General features: G+C 32.2%; 25 protein-coding genes. 9 read left to right on the top strand and 16 right to left on the bottom strand.

Features of this window, described 5'->3' with window-relative positions; all coding sequences use genetic code 11:
• The first annotated feature begins 2 nt into the window (after positions 1-2).
• The 3 genes from ACRBBL_RS11170 (at position 3) to ACRBBL_RS11160 (ending at position 2,677) form a co-directional block, all read left to right on the top strand.
• On the top strand, positions 3-629 hold the full coding sequence (locus ACRBBL_RS11170) for a hypothetical protein (RefSeq protein ID WP_431369132.1): 627 nt from the start codon (positions 3-5) through the stop codon (positions 627-629).
• A 13-nt stretch (positions 630-642) separates the two neighbouring features.
• The gene (locus tag ACRBBL_RS11165) at positions 643-1,503 is read left to right on the top strand and encodes an alpha/beta hydrolase (RefSeq protein WP_431369131.1); all 861 of its coding nucleotides are present in this window, start codon (positions 643-645) and stop codon (positions 1,501-1,503) included.
• Positions 1,504-1,750: 247 nt separating this feature from the next.
• The gene (locus ACRBBL_RS11160) at positions 1,751-2,677 is read left to right on the top strand and encodes a hypothetical protein (RefSeq protein WP_431369130.1); all 927 of its coding nucleotides are present in this window, start codon (positions 1,751-1,753) and stop codon (positions 2,675-2,677) included.
• Between the two features lie 141 nt (positions 2,678-2,818).
• Here the strand turns inward: ACRBBL_RS11160 and upp are convergent, their stop codons facing one another.
• The 3 genes from upp to ACRBBL_RS11145 all read right to left on the bottom strand — a co-directional run bounded on the left by upp (position 2,819) and on the right by ACRBBL_RS11145 (position 7,428).
• Positions 2,819-3,475 (bottom strand): uracil phosphoribosyltransferase, encoded by a 657-nt coding sequence (upp, locus tag ACRBBL_RS11155; RefSeq protein WP_431369129.1) that lies wholly within the window; start codon positions 3,473-3,475, stop codon positions 2,819-2,821.
• Positions 3,476-3,645: 170 nt separating this feature from the next.
• Complete coding sequence (locus tag ACRBBL_RS11150; protein ID WP_431369128.1) at positions 3,646-6,510, bottom strand: T9SS type A sorting domain-containing protein; 2,865 nt, start codon at positions 6,508-6,510, stop codon at positions 3,646-3,648.
• A 9-nt stretch (positions 6,511-6,519) separates the two neighbouring features.
• Positions 6,520-7,428: a hypothetical protein gene (locus ACRBBL_RS11145; protein ID WP_431369127.1), complete on the bottom strand. Its 909-nt coding sequence runs from the start codon at positions 7,426-7,428 to the stop codon at positions 6,520-6,522.
• Between the two features lie 326 nt (positions 7,429-7,754).
• Between ACRBBL_RS11145 and ACRBBL_RS11140 the strand changes: the two genes are divergently transcribed.
• A complete protein-coding gene (locus ACRBBL_RS11140; protein ID WP_431369126.1) occupies positions 7,755-8,417 on the top strand; it encodes an HAD family hydrolase in 663 nt (220 codons plus the stop codon).
• On the opposite strand, the gene ACRBBL_RS11135 is transcribed toward ACRBBL_RS11140, so the two are convergent.
• The 10 genes from ACRBBL_RS11135 to ACRBBL_RS11090 form a co-directional block, all read right to left on the bottom strand.
• Positions 8,418-9,395 carry a hypothetical protein gene (locus tag ACRBBL_RS11135; RefSeq protein ID WP_431369125.1) on the bottom strand — a complete coding sequence of 326 codons (978 nt, stop codon included), beginning with the start codon at positions 9,393-9,395 and terminating at the stop codon, positions 8,418-8,420.
• Between the two features lie 120 nt (positions 9,396-9,515).
• Entirely contained in the window at positions 9,516-9,734 is a 219-nt protein-coding gene (locus tag ACRBBL_RS11130) for a hypothetical protein (protein WP_431369124.1), read from the bottom strand.
• 22 nt (positions 9,735-9,756) lie between these two features.
• Complete coding sequence (locus tag ACRBBL_RS11125; RefSeq protein WP_431369123.1) at positions 9,757-10,131, bottom strand: hypothetical protein; 375 nt, start codon at positions 10,129-10,131, stop codon at positions 9,757-9,759.
• Between the two features lie 37 nt (positions 10,132-10,168).
• The gene (locus tag ACRBBL_RS11120) at positions 10,169-10,702 is read right to left on the bottom strand and encodes an RNA polymerase sigma factor (protein WP_431369122.1); all 534 of its coding nucleotides are present in this window, start codon (positions 10,700-10,702) and stop codon (positions 10,169-10,171) included.
• A 166-nt stretch (positions 10,703-10,868) separates the two neighbouring features.
• Positions 10,869-11,588, bottom strand: coding sequence for a metallophosphoesterase family protein (locus tag ACRBBL_RS11115; RefSeq protein WP_431369121.1), 720 nt, complete (start codon positions 11,586-11,588; stop codon positions 10,869-10,871).
• A gap of 10 nt (positions 11,589-11,598) precedes the next feature.
• Positions 11,599-12,174, bottom strand: a complete 576-nt coding sequence (locus tag ACRBBL_RS11110) for a pyridoxine/pyridoxamine 5'-phosphate oxidase (RefSeq protein ID WP_431369120.1) — start codon at positions 12,172-12,174, stop codon at positions 11,599-11,601.
• Between the two features lie 179 nt (positions 12,175-12,353).
• Positions 12,354-12,620, bottom strand: a complete 267-nt coding sequence (locus ACRBBL_RS11105; protein ID WP_431369119.1) for a type II secretion system protein GspG — start codon at positions 12,618-12,620, stop codon at positions 12,354-12,356.
• A 127-nt stretch (positions 12,621-12,747) separates the two neighbouring features.
• Entirely contained in the window at positions 12,748-13,119 is a 372-nt protein-coding gene (locus ACRBBL_RS11100) for a hypothetical protein (protein ID WP_431369118.1), read from the bottom strand.
• Positions 13,120-13,169: 50 nt separating this feature from the next.
• A complete protein-coding gene (locus ACRBBL_RS11095; protein WP_431369117.1) occupies positions 13,170-13,649 on the bottom strand; it encodes a hypothetical protein in 480 nt (159 codons plus the stop codon).
• Positions 13,650-13,696: 47 nt separating this feature from the next.
• Entirely contained in the window at positions 13,697-14,134 is a 438-nt protein-coding gene (locus tag ACRBBL_RS11090; protein ID WP_431369116.1) for a DUF1801 domain-containing protein, read from the bottom strand.
• Between the two features lie 205 nt (positions 14,135-14,339).
• Here ACRBBL_RS11090 and ACRBBL_RS11085 point away from each other — a divergent pair, with 205 nt between their 5' ends.
• Both ACRBBL_RS11085 and fusA read left to right on the top strand, forming a co-directional pair.
• Positions 14,340-14,765 (top strand): COG2426 family protein, encoded by a 426-nt coding sequence (locus ACRBBL_RS11085; protein ID WP_431369178.1) that lies wholly within the window; start codon positions 14,340-14,342, stop codon positions 14,763-14,765.
• 534 nt (positions 14,766-15,299) lie between these two features.
• Positions 15,300-17,372 carry an elongation factor G gene (fusA, locus tag ACRBBL_RS11080; protein WP_431369115.1) on the top strand — a complete coding sequence of 691 codons (2,073 nt, stop codon included), beginning with the start codon at positions 15,300-15,302 and terminating at the stop codon, positions 17,370-17,372.
• A gap of 255 nt (positions 17,373-17,627) precedes the next feature.
• Here fusA and ACRBBL_RS11075 read toward each other — a convergent pair whose 3' ends face one another.
• Together ACRBBL_RS11075 and ACRBBL_RS11070 are read right to left on the bottom strand one after the other, a co-directional pair.
• Positions 17,628-18,062, bottom strand: coding sequence for a hypothetical protein (locus ACRBBL_RS11075; protein WP_431369114.1), 435 nt, complete (start codon positions 18,060-18,062; stop codon positions 17,628-17,630).
• Between the two features lie 131 nt (positions 18,063-18,193).
• Complete coding sequence (locus ACRBBL_RS11070; RefSeq protein ID WP_431369113.1) at positions 18,194-18,382, bottom strand: hypothetical protein; 189 nt, start codon at positions 18,380-18,382, stop codon at positions 18,194-18,196.
• A gap of 278 nt (positions 18,383-18,660) precedes the next feature.
• On the opposite strand from ACRBBL_RS11070, the gene ACRBBL_RS11065 reads away from it, so the two are divergent.
• Genes ACRBBL_RS11065 through ACRBBL_RS11055 form a run of 3 tightly spaced genes read left to right on the top strand, consistent with a single transcriptional unit; the run spans position 18,661 to position 21,242 of the window.
• Positions 18,661-19,206 carry an RNA polymerase sigma factor gene (locus tag ACRBBL_RS11065; RefSeq protein WP_431369112.1) on the top strand — a complete coding sequence of 182 codons (546 nt, stop codon included), beginning with the start codon at positions 18,661-18,663 and terminating at the stop codon, positions 19,204-19,206.
• Positions 19,190-19,777 (top strand): hypothetical protein, encoded by a 588-nt coding sequence (locus tag ACRBBL_RS11060; protein WP_431369111.1) that lies wholly within the window; start codon positions 19,190-19,192, stop codon positions 19,775-19,777. The genes ACRBBL_RS11065 and ACRBBL_RS11060 overlap by 17 nt, the downstream gene beginning before the upstream one ends.
• On the top strand, positions 19,770-21,242 hold the full coding sequence (locus ACRBBL_RS11055) for a hypothetical protein (protein WP_431369110.1): 1,473 nt from the start codon (positions 19,770-19,772) through the stop codon (positions 21,240-21,242). The genes ACRBBL_RS11060 and ACRBBL_RS11055 overlap by 8 nt, the downstream gene beginning before the upstream one ends.
• Positions 21,243-21,419: 177 nt before the next feature.
• Here ACRBBL_RS11055 and ACRBBL_RS11050 read toward each other — a convergent pair whose 3' ends face one another.
• Positions 21,420-22,064 carry a response regulator transcription factor gene (locus tag ACRBBL_RS11050; protein WP_431369109.1) on the bottom strand — a complete coding sequence of 215 codons (645 nt, stop codon included), beginning with the start codon at positions 22,062-22,064 and terminating at the stop codon, positions 21,420-21,422.
• Positions 22,065-22,202: the final 138 nt, after the last annotated feature.

Genomic DNA, 22,202 nt, shown 5'->3' with positions numbered 1-22,202 from the left:
CTATGAAAAAGATACATGTAAAATACAGCATATTGATATTGTTTGTTGCTACACTATTGACATCTTGTAAAAGCGACGATGATGCTACAACAATAGATTATTCAACAGTAAATGTCTTTGATATTTTCACGGTTCAATCAGATAATGAAACTGTAATTATGAATGGAGAAATTAAAAGCAGAACCTTGCAAGATTTCAACAACATGCTAGCTGGACATCCTGAAATCAAACAAATTCACATGGCAGAAGTTCCTGGCTCTAGTGATGATGAAATAAATCTTCAAGTAGGAGCAAAGGTTCGTCAGAATGGCATTAATACACATATACTTGACAATGGATTGATTGCTTCTGGAGGTGTTGACTTTTTTTTAGCGGGCGTACAAAGAACTAAAGGTAACAATACTCAAATCGGTGTACATTCTTGGGCAGATGGAAGTGGAAATGAAGCTACCAATTATCCTAACGATAGTACTGAACACTTACGATACATTCAATACTATGAAAGTATAGGATATACAAATCAGTGGTCGAGAGACTTCTATTTCTATACTATAAATGCGGCTTCAGCAGATAACATTCATTGGATGACAGAAGCAGAAATTACACAATACGGATTAATTACAGAATAATTTAAAAAATACTATGAAAAGAATACATATCAAATATTATCTATTAGTTCTATTTATTGGAACATTAGTTACTTCTTGTAACTCAGATGATGATGCTACTACAACAACGATAACTGGATATCAACAAACCGTGATTCCAACAGCGATTCAAGATTTATATCAAGCAAAAGGAACTGCCACAAAAGATACCGTAATTGTATATGCACATGGAGGGCCAACACCTTCATTAGATACACAAGATGCAGAAGAGTCGCAATTTCAAAATTACTACAGAGTATATGTAAAACAGGCACAGCATATCAATCAAACAATAGGAAGTAATGAAATTACTTTTGATCAAGCGATAGCTGAAGACAACATCTCTACAGAAATGTATTATGAAGTTTTAAAGCATTTTAAAGATGAAGGTAAAGTTGTAATTGCAATGTCTCACTCTTTCGGATCTTTTATTTTACCAAATGTATTGGCAACGAAACCAAATATTGCAGACAAAGTAGTCATTATGGCTGGACGTTTAGATATGCCAGCAATTGTTTGGGAAGGATTCAGAGACGGAAATTTATACGGTTTTCCTGATGGTGTAACGCCAACAGCAGATGGTGATGGAACAGTAAGTGGTGGAGAATTATCGGCAACTAGATTGCAAGCAGGCTTAGGAAAAAACAGATTTACAGAGCTTTTAGCAACAAAAGACATAACCAATGTAATCTATGTGTTTGGAACAAGAGATGAAGCAGTAGGAAGTCTAACAGCAGCAGAGGAACAGTTTCTAACAACAAAGAATGCAACTGTTCTAAAAATTGACAACGGAGATCATAGTTCTATGTTTCAACCAGATGCTTTAGATGCTATTCTAGGAGAAATTAGACAGTAAAAAAATTAGACGTGTTTTGGTAAAAACGCTCATTAGTAACATAATGTAGCGTTTTTGCTTTTTTAATAAAACATCGAAGTAGCAAAACAAGAGTGCAAACCTGAAAAATCCTTAGGATGACTTTGACTTTGAGTAAGAAAATTGTAGTTTTAAAAATAGCTAAATATTTAATAAAAAAAGATTTGGTTATAGTAGAAATAACAGGAGTTTCTGTTATATATAGGTTGGCAATAAGCAAAATAAAAGAATGGAAATCGACATAAATTTTATCCCAAAATCAAGAAAATATTTAGAAAAATTTGTTCACTCTAACTATAGAGACTTTCTTTTGGATATGAATGAATATCGTCCTTCAAATGGATATGGAGAATTCCCTAATTCTAGCTATATTGTTCAATGTATGCGTGAGATAACTCATATAATTGGAGGTGATTTTAGTGATTTATCAATACCTGAAAAATTTTCGACCTCTGAAGATTTAATTTTACAAGTCAAAAATTTCATAGATCATTTAAAGTCATTTGAAAATTACTTTGTAGAATCTGTGAATGAACTTACTTCAAAATCAAAAGAAATTCCTATTCCAATTCTGACTATTAATGGAAATAGAAAAAGGACAATAGAAGTTTTTGAAAAATTTATAAACCTTGCAGAAATAGAGTCTGACCAACGAGAAGGAATTTTAACTAAAATTCATAATCCAACTGACATAGAAAAAGTTGAAAATATTTTAAAACGATTTCATTCTGTTGTTAATCAACTAAAAAATCGAAGAAAAGAAGAAGGAATTCCAAGAAATACAATAAAAATAAAAGATGAGTACGATGTCCAAGATTTACTTCACGGACTACTAAAAATTCATTTTGATGATATTAGAGCAGAAGAATGGAATCCTAGTTATGCTGGTAGTTCAAAGAGAAGTGATTTTTTATTAAAAAAAGAAAAAATTGTTATCGAAGTAAAAAAAACGAGAACTAATTTAAAAGACAAACAAATTGGTGAACAATTAATAATTGACAAAGCAAATTATAGTAAACATTCCGATTGTAAAGTTTTAATCTGCTTTGTTTACGACCCAGAATTGCTAATCAAAAACCCCATAGGAATAAAAAATGATTTGAAAGAAGTCTCAGATGATTTTACTACTTTGGTATATATTCTGCCAAATGAATAAAAAACTGTCGTTAATTTAATTGATATATAGATGATAACTTATTAGTTACATACACTCGAAATTATTACATATTCCAAAAGCAAAGCGCGTCTAAGAGCGAAAGCGATACCAACATTCCAAAAGCAAAGCGCATCTAAAAACCTACGAACGCTTCGTTCCATACGCCAAGTCTCCAGCATCGCCCAATCCAGGAACAATATATCCGCGAGAATTCAAGGTGTCATCAACGGCAGCAATCCATAAATGTGTGTGCGCTGGAAAATGTTCTTGTACATAATCGACACCTTCCGTAGAACCTAATACAGACATGATATGTATGTTTTTTGGCGTTCCTTGTTGCAACAACACTTCATATACATTTTTCATTGTGCGACCAGTTGCCAACATCGGATCAACCAATAACAAAGTTTTCCCTTCTAACGATGGCGTTGCCATATAATTTACAACAATCTCAAATTCATCTCCATCATCAATATGATCGCGATAGGCAGAAACAAAAGCATTTTCAGCTTGATCAAAATAATTTAAAACTCCTTGGTGCAATGGCAAACCAGCACGTAGAATAGAACAAATAACTACGTCTTTTACAGGCAATGTCATATCTTTTGTTCCCAAAGGTGTTGTTACGGTTTCCGAAGTATTTTCTAACACTTTACTACATTCATAACTCAGAATTTCTCCAACACGTTCAATATTTCTGCGGAAACGCATAGAATCTTTTTGAATAGAAACATCGCGCAGTTCAGAAATAAATTGATTTAATAAAGAAGATTGTGTTGTGAAATCGTGAATAGTCATAAATTATATTTTTGCGGGCTAAATATACTACTTTAAAAAGAATTTAAAACGAGTATTTTGTGTGTTTAAATTGGTAGATACATAAAAATGACGATTTCCTATTTCTAGAAAATCGCCATTAATAAACAATTAAATTCGACTATTATTAAAGCTATAAATAGATATGCTGTTTAGTTTTTAACTAGCTTCAATGTCTTTAATAAGTTTTGGTTATCGTATACTTTTACAAAGTAAATTCCCGAAGCCAAATTCTCAATATTTATAGAAAAGGACGATGATCCTTGTGAATTCATTTCTAAGGCATACTTTCTTCCAGCCAAGTCAAAAGCTTCTATGCTAATATCTTTATCTATATTTTCTTTATCAATATACAGATTGACATAGTTGTTTGCTGGATTTGGATACAGATGAATTCCTTCCAGAGTCTCTTTATCTTTAAGCTCAGATTTTTCAAATAATACATCTTCAGTATTGGCTGCACGACCTGCTACTGATGGATCTTGAATTTTTGCCTTATAATCACTACTGTTACAAAACGCATTAATTTGCCCCATATCTGCATGTATCATAGGTTGAGAAAGATTGAATGGAGAATCAATCCACATAGATATTTCAGGAGAAATAATTGATTCTGGCGAAGTTTCAATCTGATTTCCTGCTATAATATTTACAGTATATCCACCAGTTGTACTTAAGTTTCCAGTAATATCAATATTGTTCCAAGCACGACAGTTGTATTCTGTTCCATTAAGCCAGCAACCTTCTACAGGACTTCCATCAAAGACAACATCTTCAAAACCTAAGTTTTCATTAGACAGTGTTGTATCATATTGATTGTGAAGGTTTGGATCAATTATATCATACGTATATGGTTCACTACTGTACTCAATATTATCACCTTTAATATCAAAAGTCAAAATTTGTGTACTTGTGTTATTTTCTCCGTATTCGTTTTTCGTTTCATACTCAATATCAACCATCAATACCAATTCGATATCATAAAATTCAAAATGAAATCCTTGAAATACTTCTAGAGGAAAGTTTGGATCATCAGGAAATGTACAATCGACACAACCGAAATCGAAGAATTCTTGTTTTAAACCAAGACCTACTGTAAAGTTTTTCAATGCATCTAGTGGAACAAAAGAAGTCTGAAAGCTTCCATCTTCATCTCCATAATCACCGCCATAACCTAGCCAATTTGATGCTACACTATTGGTAAAAGGCGTATTCGTTTGATTAATCCAAGGATCATACACATCTACATCATAATTTGTAGAATTTACATTGGTTGTATAATGCGGATCTAAAAATACATTGTAATATACTTGTCCATTCAGTGAAACATCTGTTTTTGCTTTGAATCGAAATGCTGCCTTGATTTCATGGTTTTTAATATCCAACGTTTCGTTTAGTGCATACATTAAATCGTTGCTGATTTTAAGTTGATATTCTCGACTCCATGCTTTGTAATGAATTGGATTCCAATATGCATCCACTAAAAAAGTATCTTCAAAAACACTGTCAGGTATATAGCGATTAGCAATTGTAATTGCTGGACTGTTTAATAGTGCAAAACTTCCTAAAACATCATTATACACAGGATATTCATACATGGTTTGCAGAATAGGATCTTCCATGTCACCAGTTCCTGTATTTAGTACTTGTGTAGCTGCTGTTCCGTATGTTCCTGGTGTATAAAAGGTTGGTCCACCTTTTATTTGCGAATCTATAATTGATCCTTCAAAATGCATTTCTGTAAACGTTACGCTAGGCGTTTTTGGTTTTGTTGGTGCAGGTTTTTTCTCAAAGTTTTGTTCAATATAGGTTTTGGCATCAGAACCAAGAACCTTTTTGGCTAGTTTTAATATATTAGAAGTCTTTAGTTTATCTGCTTTTTTTATGAAAGCTCCATATTTCTCTTTCAATTTGGTAAACCATTCATCACCTGCTATTGGACCTATATCAATTGCAGTAGGATCTGCTCCTAAAGTAAACACAGCATATAACGTATATTTTAAAGCTTTTAATACATTTAAATTATGCTCTACAACTTTATTATGCCTATTCACAGCGAGTAAATCAGCTTTGTATTTCTCATAACGTGCAATATAATCGTCTACTAAAGTTTGTAATCCTTTGTAAATTAAAATTCCTCCTTTTTCTGCATCGTTTCCAGAAGCATCAAAACCTGTAAGGAACGTCATTGGATCAAGTTTTAAGTCACCGTCAATTAGATCGTCTTCTACAGATAAACTTCTACCGTGTAATTCGATGTCTTCTTCTGAGATTTGATTAAAACTTAATTGAAGTTTTGACGGATAGTAACACGTACATGGGTCATAGGCAATTTGAAAATCAGCTGAGAACCACTGACGCTGTGCATTTGTTGCTTTTGCCAAAGATTTCATGGTTGTGACTTTCGAATTTTGATCCAACGGTAAATCTTTTCCACTGTATAAACGTGTCAATCCAGTAGCACCAGAATTATCATTATTAAGTACAAAACTCATTACAACTTCTACGGCATCAGGTCCGTCACCTACCAATTGGTCTAATCCGAAATTGGCAAATACACGAACAACACCAGAGTATCGGTTGTAAATAACAATGTATGGTAAGGCTTGAAATGTCTCATTGCTATCGGCCACATCTATATCATTTGGATAACGCCCAAGGTTAACTAATAAGAGTTCCCAACCATTTTTTGGTATAGGTCTAGGCGATGTGTTAATATAATTATAATGTGGAATTGATGGTGCCCAAATATTGTCCATTTCTAACAATGGCGTTCCTGACCAAAACATATTACTTAGGTCAAAATCTTCTAAACTTCCTCCTGGAGTTAATGGAAACCAATTGGTTCCGTTTAAATAGCGTTCATCACCATCAGGATTCAGTAAATCTTTTGGAAGTGCATTATTTGTTGGGTTTTCCGGATCTGTACTAACATCATTATCACATTGCGCTTGTACAGAAGCAGTTCCAATAAAAAGGATAACACACCAAATGCATATTTTATTAAATATTTTCATAGTTGTGTGTTATTTTTTTTCTTCTAATTTCTTTAAACGTGCTTCTAATTGTAAGATGTACAAGGTTAATTCTTCAACTTTTTCTACCATAATACGATTCATTTCTCCTAAATCGGCACCATTTTCCTCTACAACTTTTGCAGAAGGTACATTTGGTAAGTGTTTATTTTGAGCGATATAGCTACGTAATTCATCAAATGACAATAACTTATAATCATTTTCAAATACATAATCAGGGAAAGGATTTAGTGTAGTTACATACTTTCTAGCATATACTTCACCTGTTGGTTTTACAGCAAAGTTTACATCATTTCCATTAGTACTTACTACTTGAAGTGCATTTTGTGTGTCTTTACGAGCACGTACACTTACACCATATGCATCTTCTGAAGAACTTCTCGTATGAACATACAATCCATTATCTGAAGTAGTTCCAATATTGGTTGAAGCTAAATCAGTACTAGTAGATGGAGTGTAGTAACTTTGTGATCCCATCCAAATTCGTTGATGATCTCCATGAAGTCGTACTCCAACCGCGCCAGAAGTAATAGATAAAATTTTACGTTCTTGATTTGTAATGTAAAAGTTTAATTTAGACATTCTTAACATAGCTCCATCGCTAGATAAAGCGCCAGTTTCTGTATTTGTAATTCCAATTCGGGCTGTTTTTCCAGCATTCAGTACTCCGGCAGCTTTTTCAGATTTTGCGTTTTTACGAATATCTTGTTGCGCTTCTTCCAAGCGTATAATGTAATCTGTAATTCCGTGTACTTGAAAGTTGAAGTTTACATTATTTTGATCGATTCCTGTACCAATTCCAACATCTCCATTATTGGGATAAGGAAATGTATTATCAGCTTGACTGTACATAAAGCTACAAGAAATAATTGCTAAAACTGTGAATAATTGTTTTTTCATGGTTGTTTAAATTTTTGTCGTTGTTGAAACAAAAGAATGCCAATAAAAACACTAAAAAAAACACTTTATATGACCTTTTATAAAATATCATAGATAACATTTATAGAGATAATTAGGAGTTACATACGGATTTTATTTTCAGAAAAAAACACTATATTTTTCAATGCAAAATGTTGATATATAAGCTGTGAAGGGAATTATTGAAGTGCAGCGATTTTATAAAAAACGTATACTTTTTAAATAGTCATAAAAACGTAACTTTCAAATAATATAGTATCACACAAATATCAACACACTTTTAGTATATTCGCCAAAAAATAGAAGCAATGTTAAAAGGAGTTTTATTTGATATGGATGGTGTAATTGTAGATACTGAACCATTACATCATAAAGCCTATAATGGTATGTTTGATGAAGTAGGTATAGATGTTTCTCCGCAATTATATCAATCGTTCACAGGTCAATCTACCATAAATATTTGCCGAAAATTATGTGATCATTTTAGTTTATCTGAAGCTCCAGAAACTTTAGTGCAGCTAAAACGTAACAACTTTAAGCATTTATTTGCGAACGATCCGAGTTTAACATTGATTGATGGTGTGTTAGACATTATCAAAGAATATCATGAAAGAGAACTCAAACTTGTCTTAGCTTCTTCGGCTTCTATGATGACAATTAATAATGTTTTTGAACGATTTGACTTGAATCAATACTTCATTGCAAAATTTAGTGGTGCCGATTTAAAACAATCCAAACCACATCCAGAAATCTTTGAAAAAGCAGCATACGCAACTGGGTATGAGCGTGCAAACTGTATGGTCATAGAAGATTCAACCAACGGAATAAAAGCGGCAAATGCTGCGGGAATCTTCTGTGTAGGTTATGACAGTGTACATTCCAAAAATCAAGATTACAGCATTGCGAACATGGTCATTTCAGATTTTTCGGAGATTCAGCATGACAAAATTCAGGAAGTGTTTAAAAAGTAATTATAATTCTTTTTTAATATTTAACGCAACTACATCAATAGTATCTTTAGATCTAGTGATAAAAACTTTCTTATTGGAATAATTGAAAAGGTAGAAGGAATATTTATTCGTTTTCTGGAGTGTTCCTAGTGCCGTACTACCAGTATGTATAGTATCAACAGTTATTAATTTTCGATCTTTAACTACACTAAGTAATACATTTCCCATTGACATTCCATAAGAAGAATTGCTAATTTCTGTTTCGTTTAAATAGTATAATTTGTTTTTAATAATAAAGGCATCGTGTATAAGAAGACCAAAAGTGTCAATAATTTTTTCAGTTCCTTTCAGTAAATCGTCATGAGTCAATCCTTTGTTAATCCACCAATTATTTTTTATAGGAGTTCCTTTTTTTACTTCGATTAAAGCTGTAGGATCTTTTATTTCAAGTATTTTGCTAGAAGCTCCTAAATGACCTAATGCACTTGTTAAATAGTAGACATTGTTTAGTTTATTAACACTGGTTAAACAACTTGCTACGCAACTATATATTTTTTTTGTCTTCTTATGCTCAAAAAATATAGTCCCACCAAATTCACCTTTGCATTGCGAACTCACGATATAATCTTCGTCTTCATAAAATACATCGCTAAAATCTTTATCAGTTACAACAACCCATTCTTTAGTTGAAGTAAGCATATAAGGACCATCTTTTTCCTCTCTATTGTCATACATGAGTAGTTTTCCTTTATGTATAGCAAAAAATCTAGGAGGAATTCCTGGCTTTATTTTTTGTGTAAGATCCGTATCAATTTCAAAATTTGAGTTTAAAAAGTATAGTTCATTATTTTCTGTAGTAACAACAAAACCATCATCAAATTTTATACAATATAGAAATGCAATAGAACTTTGGGAATTTGATTTAATAATAGTTGGTGCTTTTTGCTTTGAACAGGAAAATAATAACAAAGAAAGAACACCGAAAACAAATAGTCTCATGATGGTACATAGGTTGGTGTACTATCAGAACGTTTATTTCTATTACTTAGTGTTATTCAATCTAAAGTCAATCAAGGTTGTTTAATTTTAGATTTCCCTCAATGCCATTTACAACATTCTTCAATCTGCCAATGCTTCAATAGTAAAATCGTGTTCTTTGACCATTTCAATGACAGCTTTTTCGGTTAAAGAAGCTGTCGTTTCAATTCTTAGTACATTATCAATATCTTCAAGATCAATTGACCAATTTAAAATATGCGTATGATTGTTTAATACAGGTTCTATAGAAGCCACGTTTTCCGCTGACTTAATATTTGTTTGAAAGATTAAAATTTCCAAAATGATTCTAGGATTTTAAATGTTATTCTGATTCAGTAATATCTGTTGTATTTTCTTGTCGCTCAATATATTGCTTGTATAATTGATCGCCTTCTTCTTCCCAAAATTGATCGTAATGCTTCCATTTAGAGAAATCAGTTTTTGAATCGTCTTTACATTTATGTTTTGATGATTTTCCACTGCTACTGCTGCTTCCACAACCTCCAAGAAGTAATTTTAATAGTATAAACAAACCAACAGCCTGCCAGTATGTAAGTGTAGTAAGTCCAAAAATTTCTGGCATCAACCAATTCCACAACCACATAATAACAAAACCAAATAAAATGGCTAATCCTGTTATTGCAATAACTCCAAAAACAATCATTCCAGCAATGTGTAATGGAGATTTTGTTCTCATTTTATGGGCAAAATAATTTCTCATAATCTGCTATATTTTATTTTTTATTAATTTCTAATTCTATTTTTTTATACAATATTCCAATGGCTCTATGGCGCCTAGACATTAAAGTTCCTTGAGGAATTCCAGTTTCTTTTGAAATCTCTTTATACGAATATCCTTCAATATCAACAGCAATAATAATGTCTCTATATGGCGGATTGAGCTGTTTAATACAATGCTTTAAAAGCGCAATCATTTCTTCAGAAATTGGATCGTCTGCAGATTGCTGCAACATCTCTGCGATTTCAGAAAACTCACTATCAATCGTTATTGGCTCCACCTTTTTAGGTTTTCGCATAATGTCAATAATTCTATTTCGTATGGAAGCATACACAAAACCAGCAACATTATTTATAGGAGCATATCTATCAGCTCCCGAAAAAAGTTTTAAAGCAACATCCTGAATAATGTCTTCTGCATTACGATTTGCAGTATCTCTTATTTTGGTGTTCACAAAAACCTTGAGAGATTGATATTCTCTTCCAAAAAAATCTTTAAGCTTTTTATTATTGTCTGATTCCAAACTCATTTAAAACCTTTTATGATTGGCTTTTGATTTAAAAGACGGAGTTTTTTTAATCTATTGCAATTTTTTTATTTTTTATTTGAAATAAAACAAAGATACATAAGATGCTTTTTCGCTTTTAGGAGTTGTATCTATAGAAATACAGGTCACAAGAAGAATGGTAATGAATTTATTTAGTATCGAATAAAATCAGTTCAGTTTCAATGCCAGCTTCAGTAAATTCAAGAATGCGATACCCAAAATTAGCAGTTTCAATTTTAACTCCATCAGGAATTTTAGCAATTTGATATGATGCAGCTGAGGTAATATATTGAGTAATATTTTTATACGTTTGAACATCATCAAAATGATAGTGACCAGAGAATAAGGTAACTTTAGTAGAAAGCCGTTCTAATTCCAAACGCAATCTATCTCTGTGAATCAAGTAATACTTTCGATCTACTTCTGTATGGACAGGTAAAATTGGATGATGAATAAAAATTGCGATTTTCTTATCGGTAATCAATTCATTTTTAAACCAAATAAATTGTTCATCATCAATTGTATTCAAACTAGAATCAAGAAAAATAAACTTATAAGAGGAAGTATTTTGTGTATAATAAAATGCTTTCTTATTGGTGTTAGAAACAGTTGTATCATATTTTATAACTTCATTAAAATCATCATGATTTCCCAATGAAACAGCTATATCAAAGGATTTTAACGAATCAAAAAAATAAGCGCTTGAAGATTTTTCACCAATATCACCGCCAAAAATAATAGAAGTAATTCCTTTGGATTTTACATCATTTAAAATAATATCCCAATTCTTTCGCGTATCAATTCCTTGATTGATTGGAAAGTCTTCATCAAGATGAATATCAGTTATATATGCAATTTTTGAAGTCATAAATTACGTATTATGGTTGCAAGAAGTAAGATTTCCAATTTCTAATTTCGCCTTCAAAAACAATACGTTCGTGTAATCTACTCGTTTTAAATTCCATAAATTCAATGCGTTTTGGTTGAATGCAGATGCCACTCCAATTTTTAGGTTTTTCAATAGTAGAAATGTCTAATGTTTCTTTTTTCTGTTGAAAAAGGGCTTGCATCGTATCAAAATTCTTGATCGCTTTCCCTTGATCAAAAATGGTAGAAACTAATTGCGAATCTCTATTTCGTTCTTTAAAATAGCGTATAGCTTGTTCTTGGGAAATTTCAATAACATCACCTTGTATTCGAACTTGTCGTTCGGTTGCTGTCCACCAAAAAGTCAAAGCAGCTGTTGGTTTCTGTTCAATTTCTACACCTTTTTGAGAAGAAAGTGTTCCCGTAATTATAAAACCAACTGCCGTAACTTCTTTAAGCGATACAAAACGTGCGTTCGGATACCCATCAACGCCAATTGTAGACAAACAGCATGCGGCAGGAAGACGCAATTGACTTAGTTTACATTCTTCATTAAACCAAGATTCAAATTTTTTGAGTGGATTCATTTACGCATATTGTTTTAAAAATAGGAGTGAAGTTTTATTCAAAATTTTGGCACCTATTTTTTATTAATAATGAACACTTCAAATATAATTAAAACCAAAATTATACCATTGAGAATATGGTTGTTTCTGATTTTAAAGAAATTAAGAACAGCAAAATTTAGGAAGCATTTAAAAAGTAATCAATTGTAAGTTGAATCGTATTTTTTAGGACATATATCATCATCTGTATACGGAATACCATCACTACCTACAGAAAATAAAACATAGTCTTTTCCATCGTCAATACATTCATATTCAAACACATTTCCCCAACCATCTTTAAGTCTATATCCTTGATCTATATAGCATCTCAATTCATAAGGATATTCGTTGACAGCAGCTTTTTCAGAAGCTAAGAATTTTGCACATGAACGCAATCTCCACTTCGTTACTCGTTCCTTTTTCATAGAAATATAAGACGAAAAAAATAGTATTGTAACTAAGAAGAACACAGCAATACTAATATAAGAGACTATTTTTTGGAATGTTAAAATGCTTTTCATGCTATTGCATATATGTAGAAAAAGAAATTGTTTAGTGCTTTATATCTTTTGAGCTTCTAGAAATATCATCATCTGTAAAAAGAATACCATCCTTGCCTTTAGATACTAAAAGATATGCTTGACCATTATCAGATCGTTCATAATAAAAAGTATTTTTCCAGCTATCAATAAGTACATTTTTCACATCAAATCTATTATTCTCAAAACAGGTTATATCATAAGGATATTCACCAGTTTCTTTTTTTTCATAACGCAATAAAAAAGTCGTAAAATCTAGTCTATCTTCAGTTACCTGAAGTATTTTCATTGGAATATAAGAAGAGAAAAATACAATAGAAATTAGCATAAAAACACCCATACTTGCATAGGAAATTAATTTTCGATAAGATTTAAAATTTTTCATCAGTAGTAAATATAATAAAATTTGTAAGAAAAATAAATCAAAACGTGAATTTATTCCAAACTAGAAGTCATCGAAATATCATCATCTGTATTTAAAACTCCATCTTTTCCTTTTGAAACTAGGGTGTAAGCGGCTCCATTTTCTATTTTTTGGTAGATAATTCCTTGCTCCCAACCATCAATAGTTAAATCGCCATGAATTGGATTTTTACGAGAAAGTTCAATAATATTTTCAGGATATACGCCATTTTGTACTTTATCTTGATTTAATAAATATGTAATAGAAAGTAGCGTATCTTTTGTATCTCGCTCTTGCTGAACTGGTTTTACAAACGAATAAAACAAAAAAGAAACAGCAACAATAATAATTGGAACTACTGCAAACGCTTGTGTAAGCGGTGAAAACATACGTTTTTTAGAAAGTTTATTTTCTTTCTCGTATGCGCGTCTTTCCTTTTTTTTCTTATAAAACTTCCATTCTTCAGAAATAATAAATACTTCTCCAAAAAATGCAATTATCCATGAAATCATAACTATGCTATTTTAATACCGTATATGTATAAATATAATGAAAAAAGTTACCTTTTAATCTTAGAAATTGTTTTACCAATCATTTTTGAAGGCTTTTTCATATCAGAAATGGCAAAATCAATGGCATTTTGCACGAGCGCTTCTACCTGTACATTTCTATAATCGGCTGTAGTTACAATAGGAATGTGTCGAATCAATTTTCCTGTGCCTTGTAATAACTCTTTCGGATCTTCTAAAAGTGTTCCTTTATTAAAGCCCAAATTCAAATGTTTCGTATAGATGGGAATCATACAAAAAGCATCTGAAAGTTTTTCAGAAATCGAAAATACAGAGGTAAGTGCATGTGTATGATATAAAATTTCATTTGCATCAGGGTAGAATTGCAATACAAAACTTCTCAAATCAGTAAACAATTCAATACAACTATCTGGTTTTAAATGTAAAAAGTGTTCAAAATCTGGATGAATAGTTCGTGTAGCGCTCATATAATTTTCTATTGGAAGTAATTCAAAGATACGAAATACACTAAAAAGGGAAGATTTGACTATAAATCAGCGATATGAACACGTATACAATTGTAAAATGAATTTTTACCAAAACTTTACATCAGTAAAATTTGTTCACAGTACAAATTCACGTAATTTTGCATTTCTTTAAAATAAAACCGTGATTGAAGATATACTAATAACCATGCTGTGGAGCATTTCTCCACTAGGAGAAGCCAAAGTTGGAATCCCTATTGGGTTGCAATCAGATGTAAATCCGTATGTAATTTTTGTAGCAGCATTTGTTGCAAATGTATTGGTGTTTCCTGTCATGATATTTTTTCTAAATCACGTTAATAGATACTTTTTACGCTATCGATCCTACAAAAAAGGAGCGTTATGGGTAGCGAGAAGAGCAAAAAAAGGAGCCAAAGACAAAATTCAAAAATACGGTTTTTGGGGACTAATGTTTTTTGTAATGATTCCTGTCCCAGGAACTGGTGTTTATGCAGGAACAATTGCTACTTATTTATTCAATATTGAACGTAAACAAGCATTTGCAGCCAATACCATCGGAATCTTTTTCTCTTCTGTATTTGTTTGGGTTGCGTTTATGTTCTTTAGGAACTAAATTTTTTTATTCGCAATAAAAATATATATTTGCCACAGAATTTTACGAAAATGAAAACTACAAACGTTAACATCATCGCATTAAACGGCGCTATCAGAACTGTGTTTCTTGGTAGAGCAACACTGGTATTCTAAAAAGACAAATCTTCATATAAAATATACGTAAGACTTTCTTTTTAGAAAGTCTTTTTTGTTCTACCCAATTTCAATCGACTATTTACAATAGCATTTTAAACGAACAAAAAATCCCAAACATCATGTTTACATTAAAAATCATAGTAACTAAAATGTTTCTACAAACGTAGGAGAGGATTGCTATTGTACAAACTTAGCGTAAAGCCTCTCGTAATGAGAGGCTTTTTTAGTGAAACTCATTTTTGAAAAGCCGTTAGGCGAATTCAAAAGTGTAAGTTGAACTAATCCCGTTGAAAAACGGGATCTCAAGAAATGATTATCAAAACTCAATTCTGAAAAGCCTGAAAAAAAGATGCTTTCCGCTAAAAGAAAGAGTATAAAATTATTAAATTAGAACAAAATGAAACGATTACAAGACATACGAAACATAGGAATTATTGCGCACGTAGATGCTGGAAAAACTACCACAACCGAGCGTATACTTTATTACACAGGAACCATTCATAAACCTGGAAATATAGATGATGGAAATACAGTAACCGATAGTGATGCGCAAGAAGCTTCACGCGGAATTACAATTTCCTCTTCGGCAATTTCTGCAGATTGGGAATACAATGACAAGCTGTATCAAATTAATATCATAGATACACCTGGACATATTGATTTTGCGATTGAAGTAGAACGTTCGTTACGAATTTTAGACGGCGCGGTTGCTTTATTTTGTGCGTCTTCGGGAGTAGAATCGCAATCGGAAACGGTTTGGAGTCAATCAGAACGGTATAAGATTCCAAAAATTGGATTCATCAATAAAATGGACAGAATTGGCGCCGATTATTTCAAAGTATTAGCTCAAATAGAAGAGGAGTTTGGTGCGACAACTTTGCCAATTCAAATTCCTATCGGAGATGCAGACGATTTTAAAGGTGTAATTGATCTATTAACAATGAAAGCAATGTATTGGACTGCGGACGATTATGGAAAGTCATGTACTGAAACTGAAATTCCTGAAAGTTTAGTCGAATTAGCTCAAAAATGGCGATCAATCTTACTAGAACGTATTGCAAATTTTGATGATGCAATTATGGAACAATATCTGGATGATGTTGTTAGTACGATGGATGATTTACATCGAGCCATAAGAAGAATTACGCTGGAACGAAAAGCCGTTCCGATGTTGTGCGGTTCAGCGTATAAATACATTGGTGTACAGCCTTTATTAGATGCTGTTGCGAATTATTTACCAAAACCGCAAGATATTGAAACAGTAGAAGGTGTCAATTTGATAACTGATGAAACGGAAACCTTAGCTTGCACGGTTGACGAACAATTATCAGCGTTTGTTTTTAAAGTCATCGTTGATAAGTACGTTGGTAAATTGGCAATGGTACGATTGTATTCAGGAAGTATTGATGCTGGAACACAAGTATTAAATTCTAGAACTGAAGCAAAAAATAGAGTCAGTCGAATTTTAAGTATCCAAGCAGATAAATTCACAGAATTGAATCAAGCAAATGCGGGAGATATTGTTGCATTAATAGGATTAAAAAATGTGAAAACAGGTGATACTTTATGCGAACTTGGAAAACCGTTTGCTTTAGAATCGATAGAAGTTTCTGAAGCTGTGATAAGTTTAGCAATAGAACCAGTTTCTAAAAATGATGAAAAGAATTTTGGTGATGCTTTGGCGAAACTTTTAGACGAAGATCCTTCGTTGCGCGCTTCTTACGACAATCAGACAGGACAAACCTTATTACACGGAATGGGCGAGTTGCATTTGGAAGTTCGTATAGAAAAGTTACGAAGTGATTATAAAGTAGAAGTAAACAAAGGAAATCCGAAAGTTTCCTATCGTGAGTTATTGACAAGCGCAGTAACACATACTGAAATGTTGAAAAAACAAACAGGAGGAAGTGGAAGTTTTGCGGAAATTACATTCACAATGGAACCGAGAACAAATAATGAAAAAGGATTGTTATTTGTAAATCAAACCAAAGGTGGTGTAATTGCGAAAGATTGTATCAATGCTGTTGAAAAAGGATTCCGAGAAGCGATGAAATCTGGCGCATTATTAGAATATCCAGTAGAAGGAATGCAAATTACCTTATTGGATGGAAAAATGCACGAAAAGGATTCGAACAGTTCAGATTTTGAAACTGTAGCGCATCAAGCTTTTAGAACAGCTGCGAAACAAGCGAATCCTGTATTATTAGAGCCAGTGATGGATGCAGAAATTAATTGTCCGGAAGAGTATCTTGGAAATGTGACTTCTGACATTAATAAACGTCGTGGAATGATTGTTTCGATCAATGAAAACGGAAACCGAAGAAAGGTTAATGCAGAAATACCCTTACTGCAAACCTTCGGATACATTTCGTCATTACGAACCTTAACTAGTGGAAAAGGTTCAGTTAGCTTAAAATTGAAAGATTACAAGCAAGTACCTGAACATATATTAAACCAACTAGTTTGTTAGAATAGGATAGAGGTTGTTTACTTTAGAGTAAATGGCCTCTTTTTTTAGGCCTTTTAGACTCTTTAGATCGTTAGATTATTTGAAACGTCATATCGAGTGATTTTTTGTAGTAAAACGGAGAAAAATTGTATCAAGATATACTTGGAAATACTATTTTTTCATCACGAATGCACGAATGATTTTACTTTTTTAGAAATAAGTTACAAAAGAAACTTCTCAATACTCACTACTAACACCTCACTACTAAATTAATACCTACAAAAACAAACTAGAAATTGCTAGTATAACTAACAAAAGCAACCCAACTATAAAAATTCCTATCAGTTTTCCAGAAACTTTGTCTTTTTCTTCTTTTGTTGCTTTTGAAAAAGTTTGGTAACTCTTTTCATACCGTTTCTTAGAACCAAAAAGCAATGCTACTACCAAATATATAATGACAATTAATGGTATGGCTACAATTTGACTGGCAGCTTTTCCCATACTTCTTCCAAAAACACTTTGCAAAGGTTTCGTTAAATCATCCAAAATATCTTCAGAAATAAAATTTAAAACAATGATGACAATAAAAAGATAGATAAGAATTATTGCGGTAAATAGTAGATTTCCATAAAAGCGTCCTTTTTGTACATCGTAACCTTTATTCTCTAATTCGGAGTACTGACCTCCGTAAAGCGCATCAATTATGTTCATAATTTCTTGATTTAACTTTTTAAATTTCAATAAAAATAATAACCTATGCAAGTATGATTCTATTCTACGCATAAAAAAAGCAGAAACCAACCGAAGTATGTTTCTGCTTTTATGAATAATTTTCTATGCATTTAACATACTTGCCATCTGCTACATCCAGGACCTTTGCTAAAACATGCGTCATCAAAAGTACACATTGCATTGTTTGATGGTCCACATCTAAATGAATAACCTGTTCCGCCTTTCGCAGCATCTATATTAAAGTTGCTCACCGTTTTTTTGCTAATAGTCAATTTGTTTTTTAAACTTCTTTTTTTCATGGTATTTGTTTTTTGGTTATAAATAAAATTACATGAAAAAGTATTTAATGAGGTACGGTTGTCCCATAAATTATAATAAGTTTTAAAAAAATAAAATGCTAAAAAAATAGCGAGCAAACCATTGTAAAATATAGCATAAGCGAAAAGGTAAAAGAAATTAAAACGTAAAAAAACACAGCAATTGACATGTTTTTTATAATTTATTGTCACATTGTAAAAACTACTACGTCTTTAGAGATGTATAGCAATAACCAAAACCACAAAAGCGAACCAATTGTATGTCTCAAATTGAGCTCATCGAAAAGTGTAAGAAGAACGACAGGAAAGCACAACTGCATCTGTACAGGCAGTATTGTGAAGGAATGTTTATTGTTGCCAATCGATTTTTGAAACATACACAGGATGCCGAAGATGCCATGCAAGAAGCATTCATCAACGCATTTCAAAAGATCGATCAATATACAGCTGAAGTAAGTTTTGGAGCCTGGCTAAAAAAGATTGTCATTAATAAAAGTTTAGACAAATTACGTGCTAAACAAAATTATTATATCACTATTGACGAAGCGCAGCTAGAAGTGGTTGCGGATGAAAATAATTGGCAAACAAGTGATGATACTACGTTGGAAGAAGTGAAAACTGAAATTGAAAATCTGCCCGATAAATACCGAGTCGTTGTGATTTTATTCTTGTTAGAAGGATACGATCATCAAGAGATTTCAGAAATATTGAGTATTTCAACATCAGCATCACGGACACAATTATTACGAGGAAAAAAGAAGTTACAACAAGCATTAAAAAAGCAGCGTCATGGGACAGGATATTAAAGATTTGTTGAAAAAAGAACCATTACATATCAAAAAAGGATTGTCTGACGGACATGAAGCTCGTTTTTTAGAACGATTGGAAGCTGCATTGCCAAAAGAAAAAGAACAGGTGACTAAACGTTCATTTTCTATTTATAAAATTGCTGCTGCTGCTATTTTAATTTTCAGTTTAGGCGGATTGGCATATCAACAATTACAAGAAGAACTAGTCATCCTAGATGCTGAAGTAGCAAATACAGACGAGGCAGACGCTAAAAAACCTTCTTTAAAAAGCTTAGGCGATGTTTCTCCCGATTTAAAAAAGATTGAAGACTATTATGTGGCAAGTATTAATTATGAATTGACACAAGTTGAAGTCTCCGAAATTGGGAAACAATTGTTTGAAAGTTACATGAAAAAATTGTCTCAATTGAACAAAGAACACGAAGTATTGCAACAAGAATTAACAGATATTGGGCCTAACGAACAAACGGTCAATGCTATGATTGACAACTTACAATTTAGACTGAAATTGCTATACCAATTAAAGGAAAAATTAAGCGAACTAAAAAAATCAGAAAACGATGCATAAATCAAAACTAACACAAAGTGTACTGATCGCATTACTAGTGATCACCTTTGGATATTCACAATCAAAAAAACGAACAAAAAAAGAGGTTTTTACGGTAAATAAAGATGTTACTTTAAATATAAACACATCACATGCCGATGTAGAATTTGATACTTGGAATAAAAATAAAGTAGAAATTACTGCCACTATTGAAGTAGAAGATGCAACCGACGAAGAAATGGAAGCATACATGAAAAAGTGGAATTTTAAAGCTATTGGAAACAGTGAAAAAGTCACGGTTACTTCTAAAGGAGGTCATTCTTTATTCGGTAATGCGAATGAATTTGTCTTAGCAGATCCAATCATTATTGAACAAATAGAAATGCCAGAAATTGCTGAAATAGCCGAAATAGCTGAATTTCCAGAAATGGCAGAAATTGTTGAAATTCCAGAATTACCTGAAATTGTAATAGAGTCAATGGCTGATATAGAATTTGACTACAAAGCATTTGAAAAAGATGGAGAAGCATATTTGAAAAAATGGCAAAAAGAATTCAAATCTGACTTTGATGAGAAGAAATTCAAAGAAGAAATGGAGAAGTGGAAGAAGAAATTTGAAGCACAACATAAAAAGCGTGAAAAAGTGCTGAAGAAGTTCATGAAAAGCCAAGAAGGACAGCAAAAAAAACTTGCCAAAATACAAGAGAAAGCTCTTAAAATGGCAAAAAAATATCAAGAAAAAGCGCTAAAAACACAAAAACTAGCGTTAAAGAGATTGGAATCTGCAAAAGTTCTTGAATTAAAAGGAAGAGCACATTTGAAGCATGGACAGGACGATAATATTTTCTTTATTTCTAGTGATGGAAAACATTTAAAGGTAAAAAAGACCATAAAAATAAGAATGCCTAAAAAGGCAAAGTTAAAACTCAATGTACGTCATGGAGAGGTAACCATTGCTGCGGTAGGTGAAAATATGGATGCAAAGCTGTCACACGCAGCTTTGTATGCCAATGTTATTGAAGGTGCAAATACGACGATAGAAACGTCGTATGCACCAATTCATGTTACTAAATGGAATGATGGTGCATTGAAAGTAAATTTTGTGGAAAATGTTGATTTACAAACTGTAAAAAACATCAATTTAATGTCAAACTCTTCTAAAGTAAGTGTTGGAACGCTAGGAGAGAAGGCAATTATAAGTGGAACTTTTGGGAACTTGTTAATTCACAATGTTGGAGAAAATTTTAAAACCTTGGATATTATTTTAGAAAACACAGACGCACGAATTCAATTACCAACTTCTGCCTTTAAACTATATTATATAGGATCAAGTTCTAAAATTTCGTATCCAGAAACTGTAAAAGGAATTGAAAATAAAACGCAGTTCAATACCATTGTTCGTGGGTATCAAAAGAATGCAAATTCAGGTAGTGAAATTAATATCAACGCTAAGTATAGTGATATTACGTTGAATAAGAAATCGTAATGTGGTTTATGAGTTATGAGTTATGAGTTATGAGTTATGAGTTATGAGTTATGAGTTATGAGTTATGAGTTATGAGTTATGAGTTATGAGTTATGAGTTATGAGTTATAAAGTATAAACACTTTGTATCAAATACCCAACGGCAAAGCGTGCCAAAACCAAACACCCAAAACCTAATCTACGGTAAGTAGATTTTATTTTTTATTGCATAAATTACAAGCCCAATTCTATTCTTCACATTTAGTTTTTCAAACAATGCATCTCTGTAGCCATCAATTGTTTTAGGACTTAAACACATTTGATCGGCAATTTGTTTATAGGTCATTTCCGTACAAACCAACTTCATAAATTCAATTTCATTTTCTTTCAGTTTCGTTCCAGAATTTCCTTTTCCATTTAACGATCCTATTAAAATATTTGTCACATGTTTTGAATGGTAAAAACCGTTGGTAATTACTTCATTAAGCGCCATTTCAAGGACACTTTTTTCTACATCTTTCATCAAATATCCTTTCGCGCCAGCACGTAACATTTGAATAATAGTGCGTTCGTCTTCTTCAATAGAAAGTCCAATAACATCAATATTTGGAAAATGTTCTGTAATCCAGGTTGTCGTTTCAATACCATTCATCAATGGCATATTAATATCCATTAACACAATATCGGGCGTATTGGTATTTTTCTCTTCTAAACGTGTAATTAGTTCTTTTCCGTTTTTACACAAATAGCTGACTTTAAATCGTTCAAATGAATCGACTAAGCCACCAATTGCTTGGGATAATAATACGTGATCTTCTACGATGACAACAGAATATGTTTTCAATTTTTTTTGATTTTATATTTTAGCTCTTGGCGATTTGCCACTAGCTTTTGATTAATTTTTTATTTCGCTTGTCAGTTTATGAGTTTAGATGTTTAAAAATTTATTTACTCTAACACCTAACACCTAATACCTAATACC

The organism is Kordia sp. (genome assembly GCF_050633145.1).
Lineage (GTDB): Bacteria > Bacteroidota > Bacteroidia > Flavobacteriales > Flavobacteriaceae > Kordia.
The sequence above is the reverse complement of the archived record's forward strand: the minus strand, read 5'-3'. Positions and strand labels throughout refer to the sequence as shown.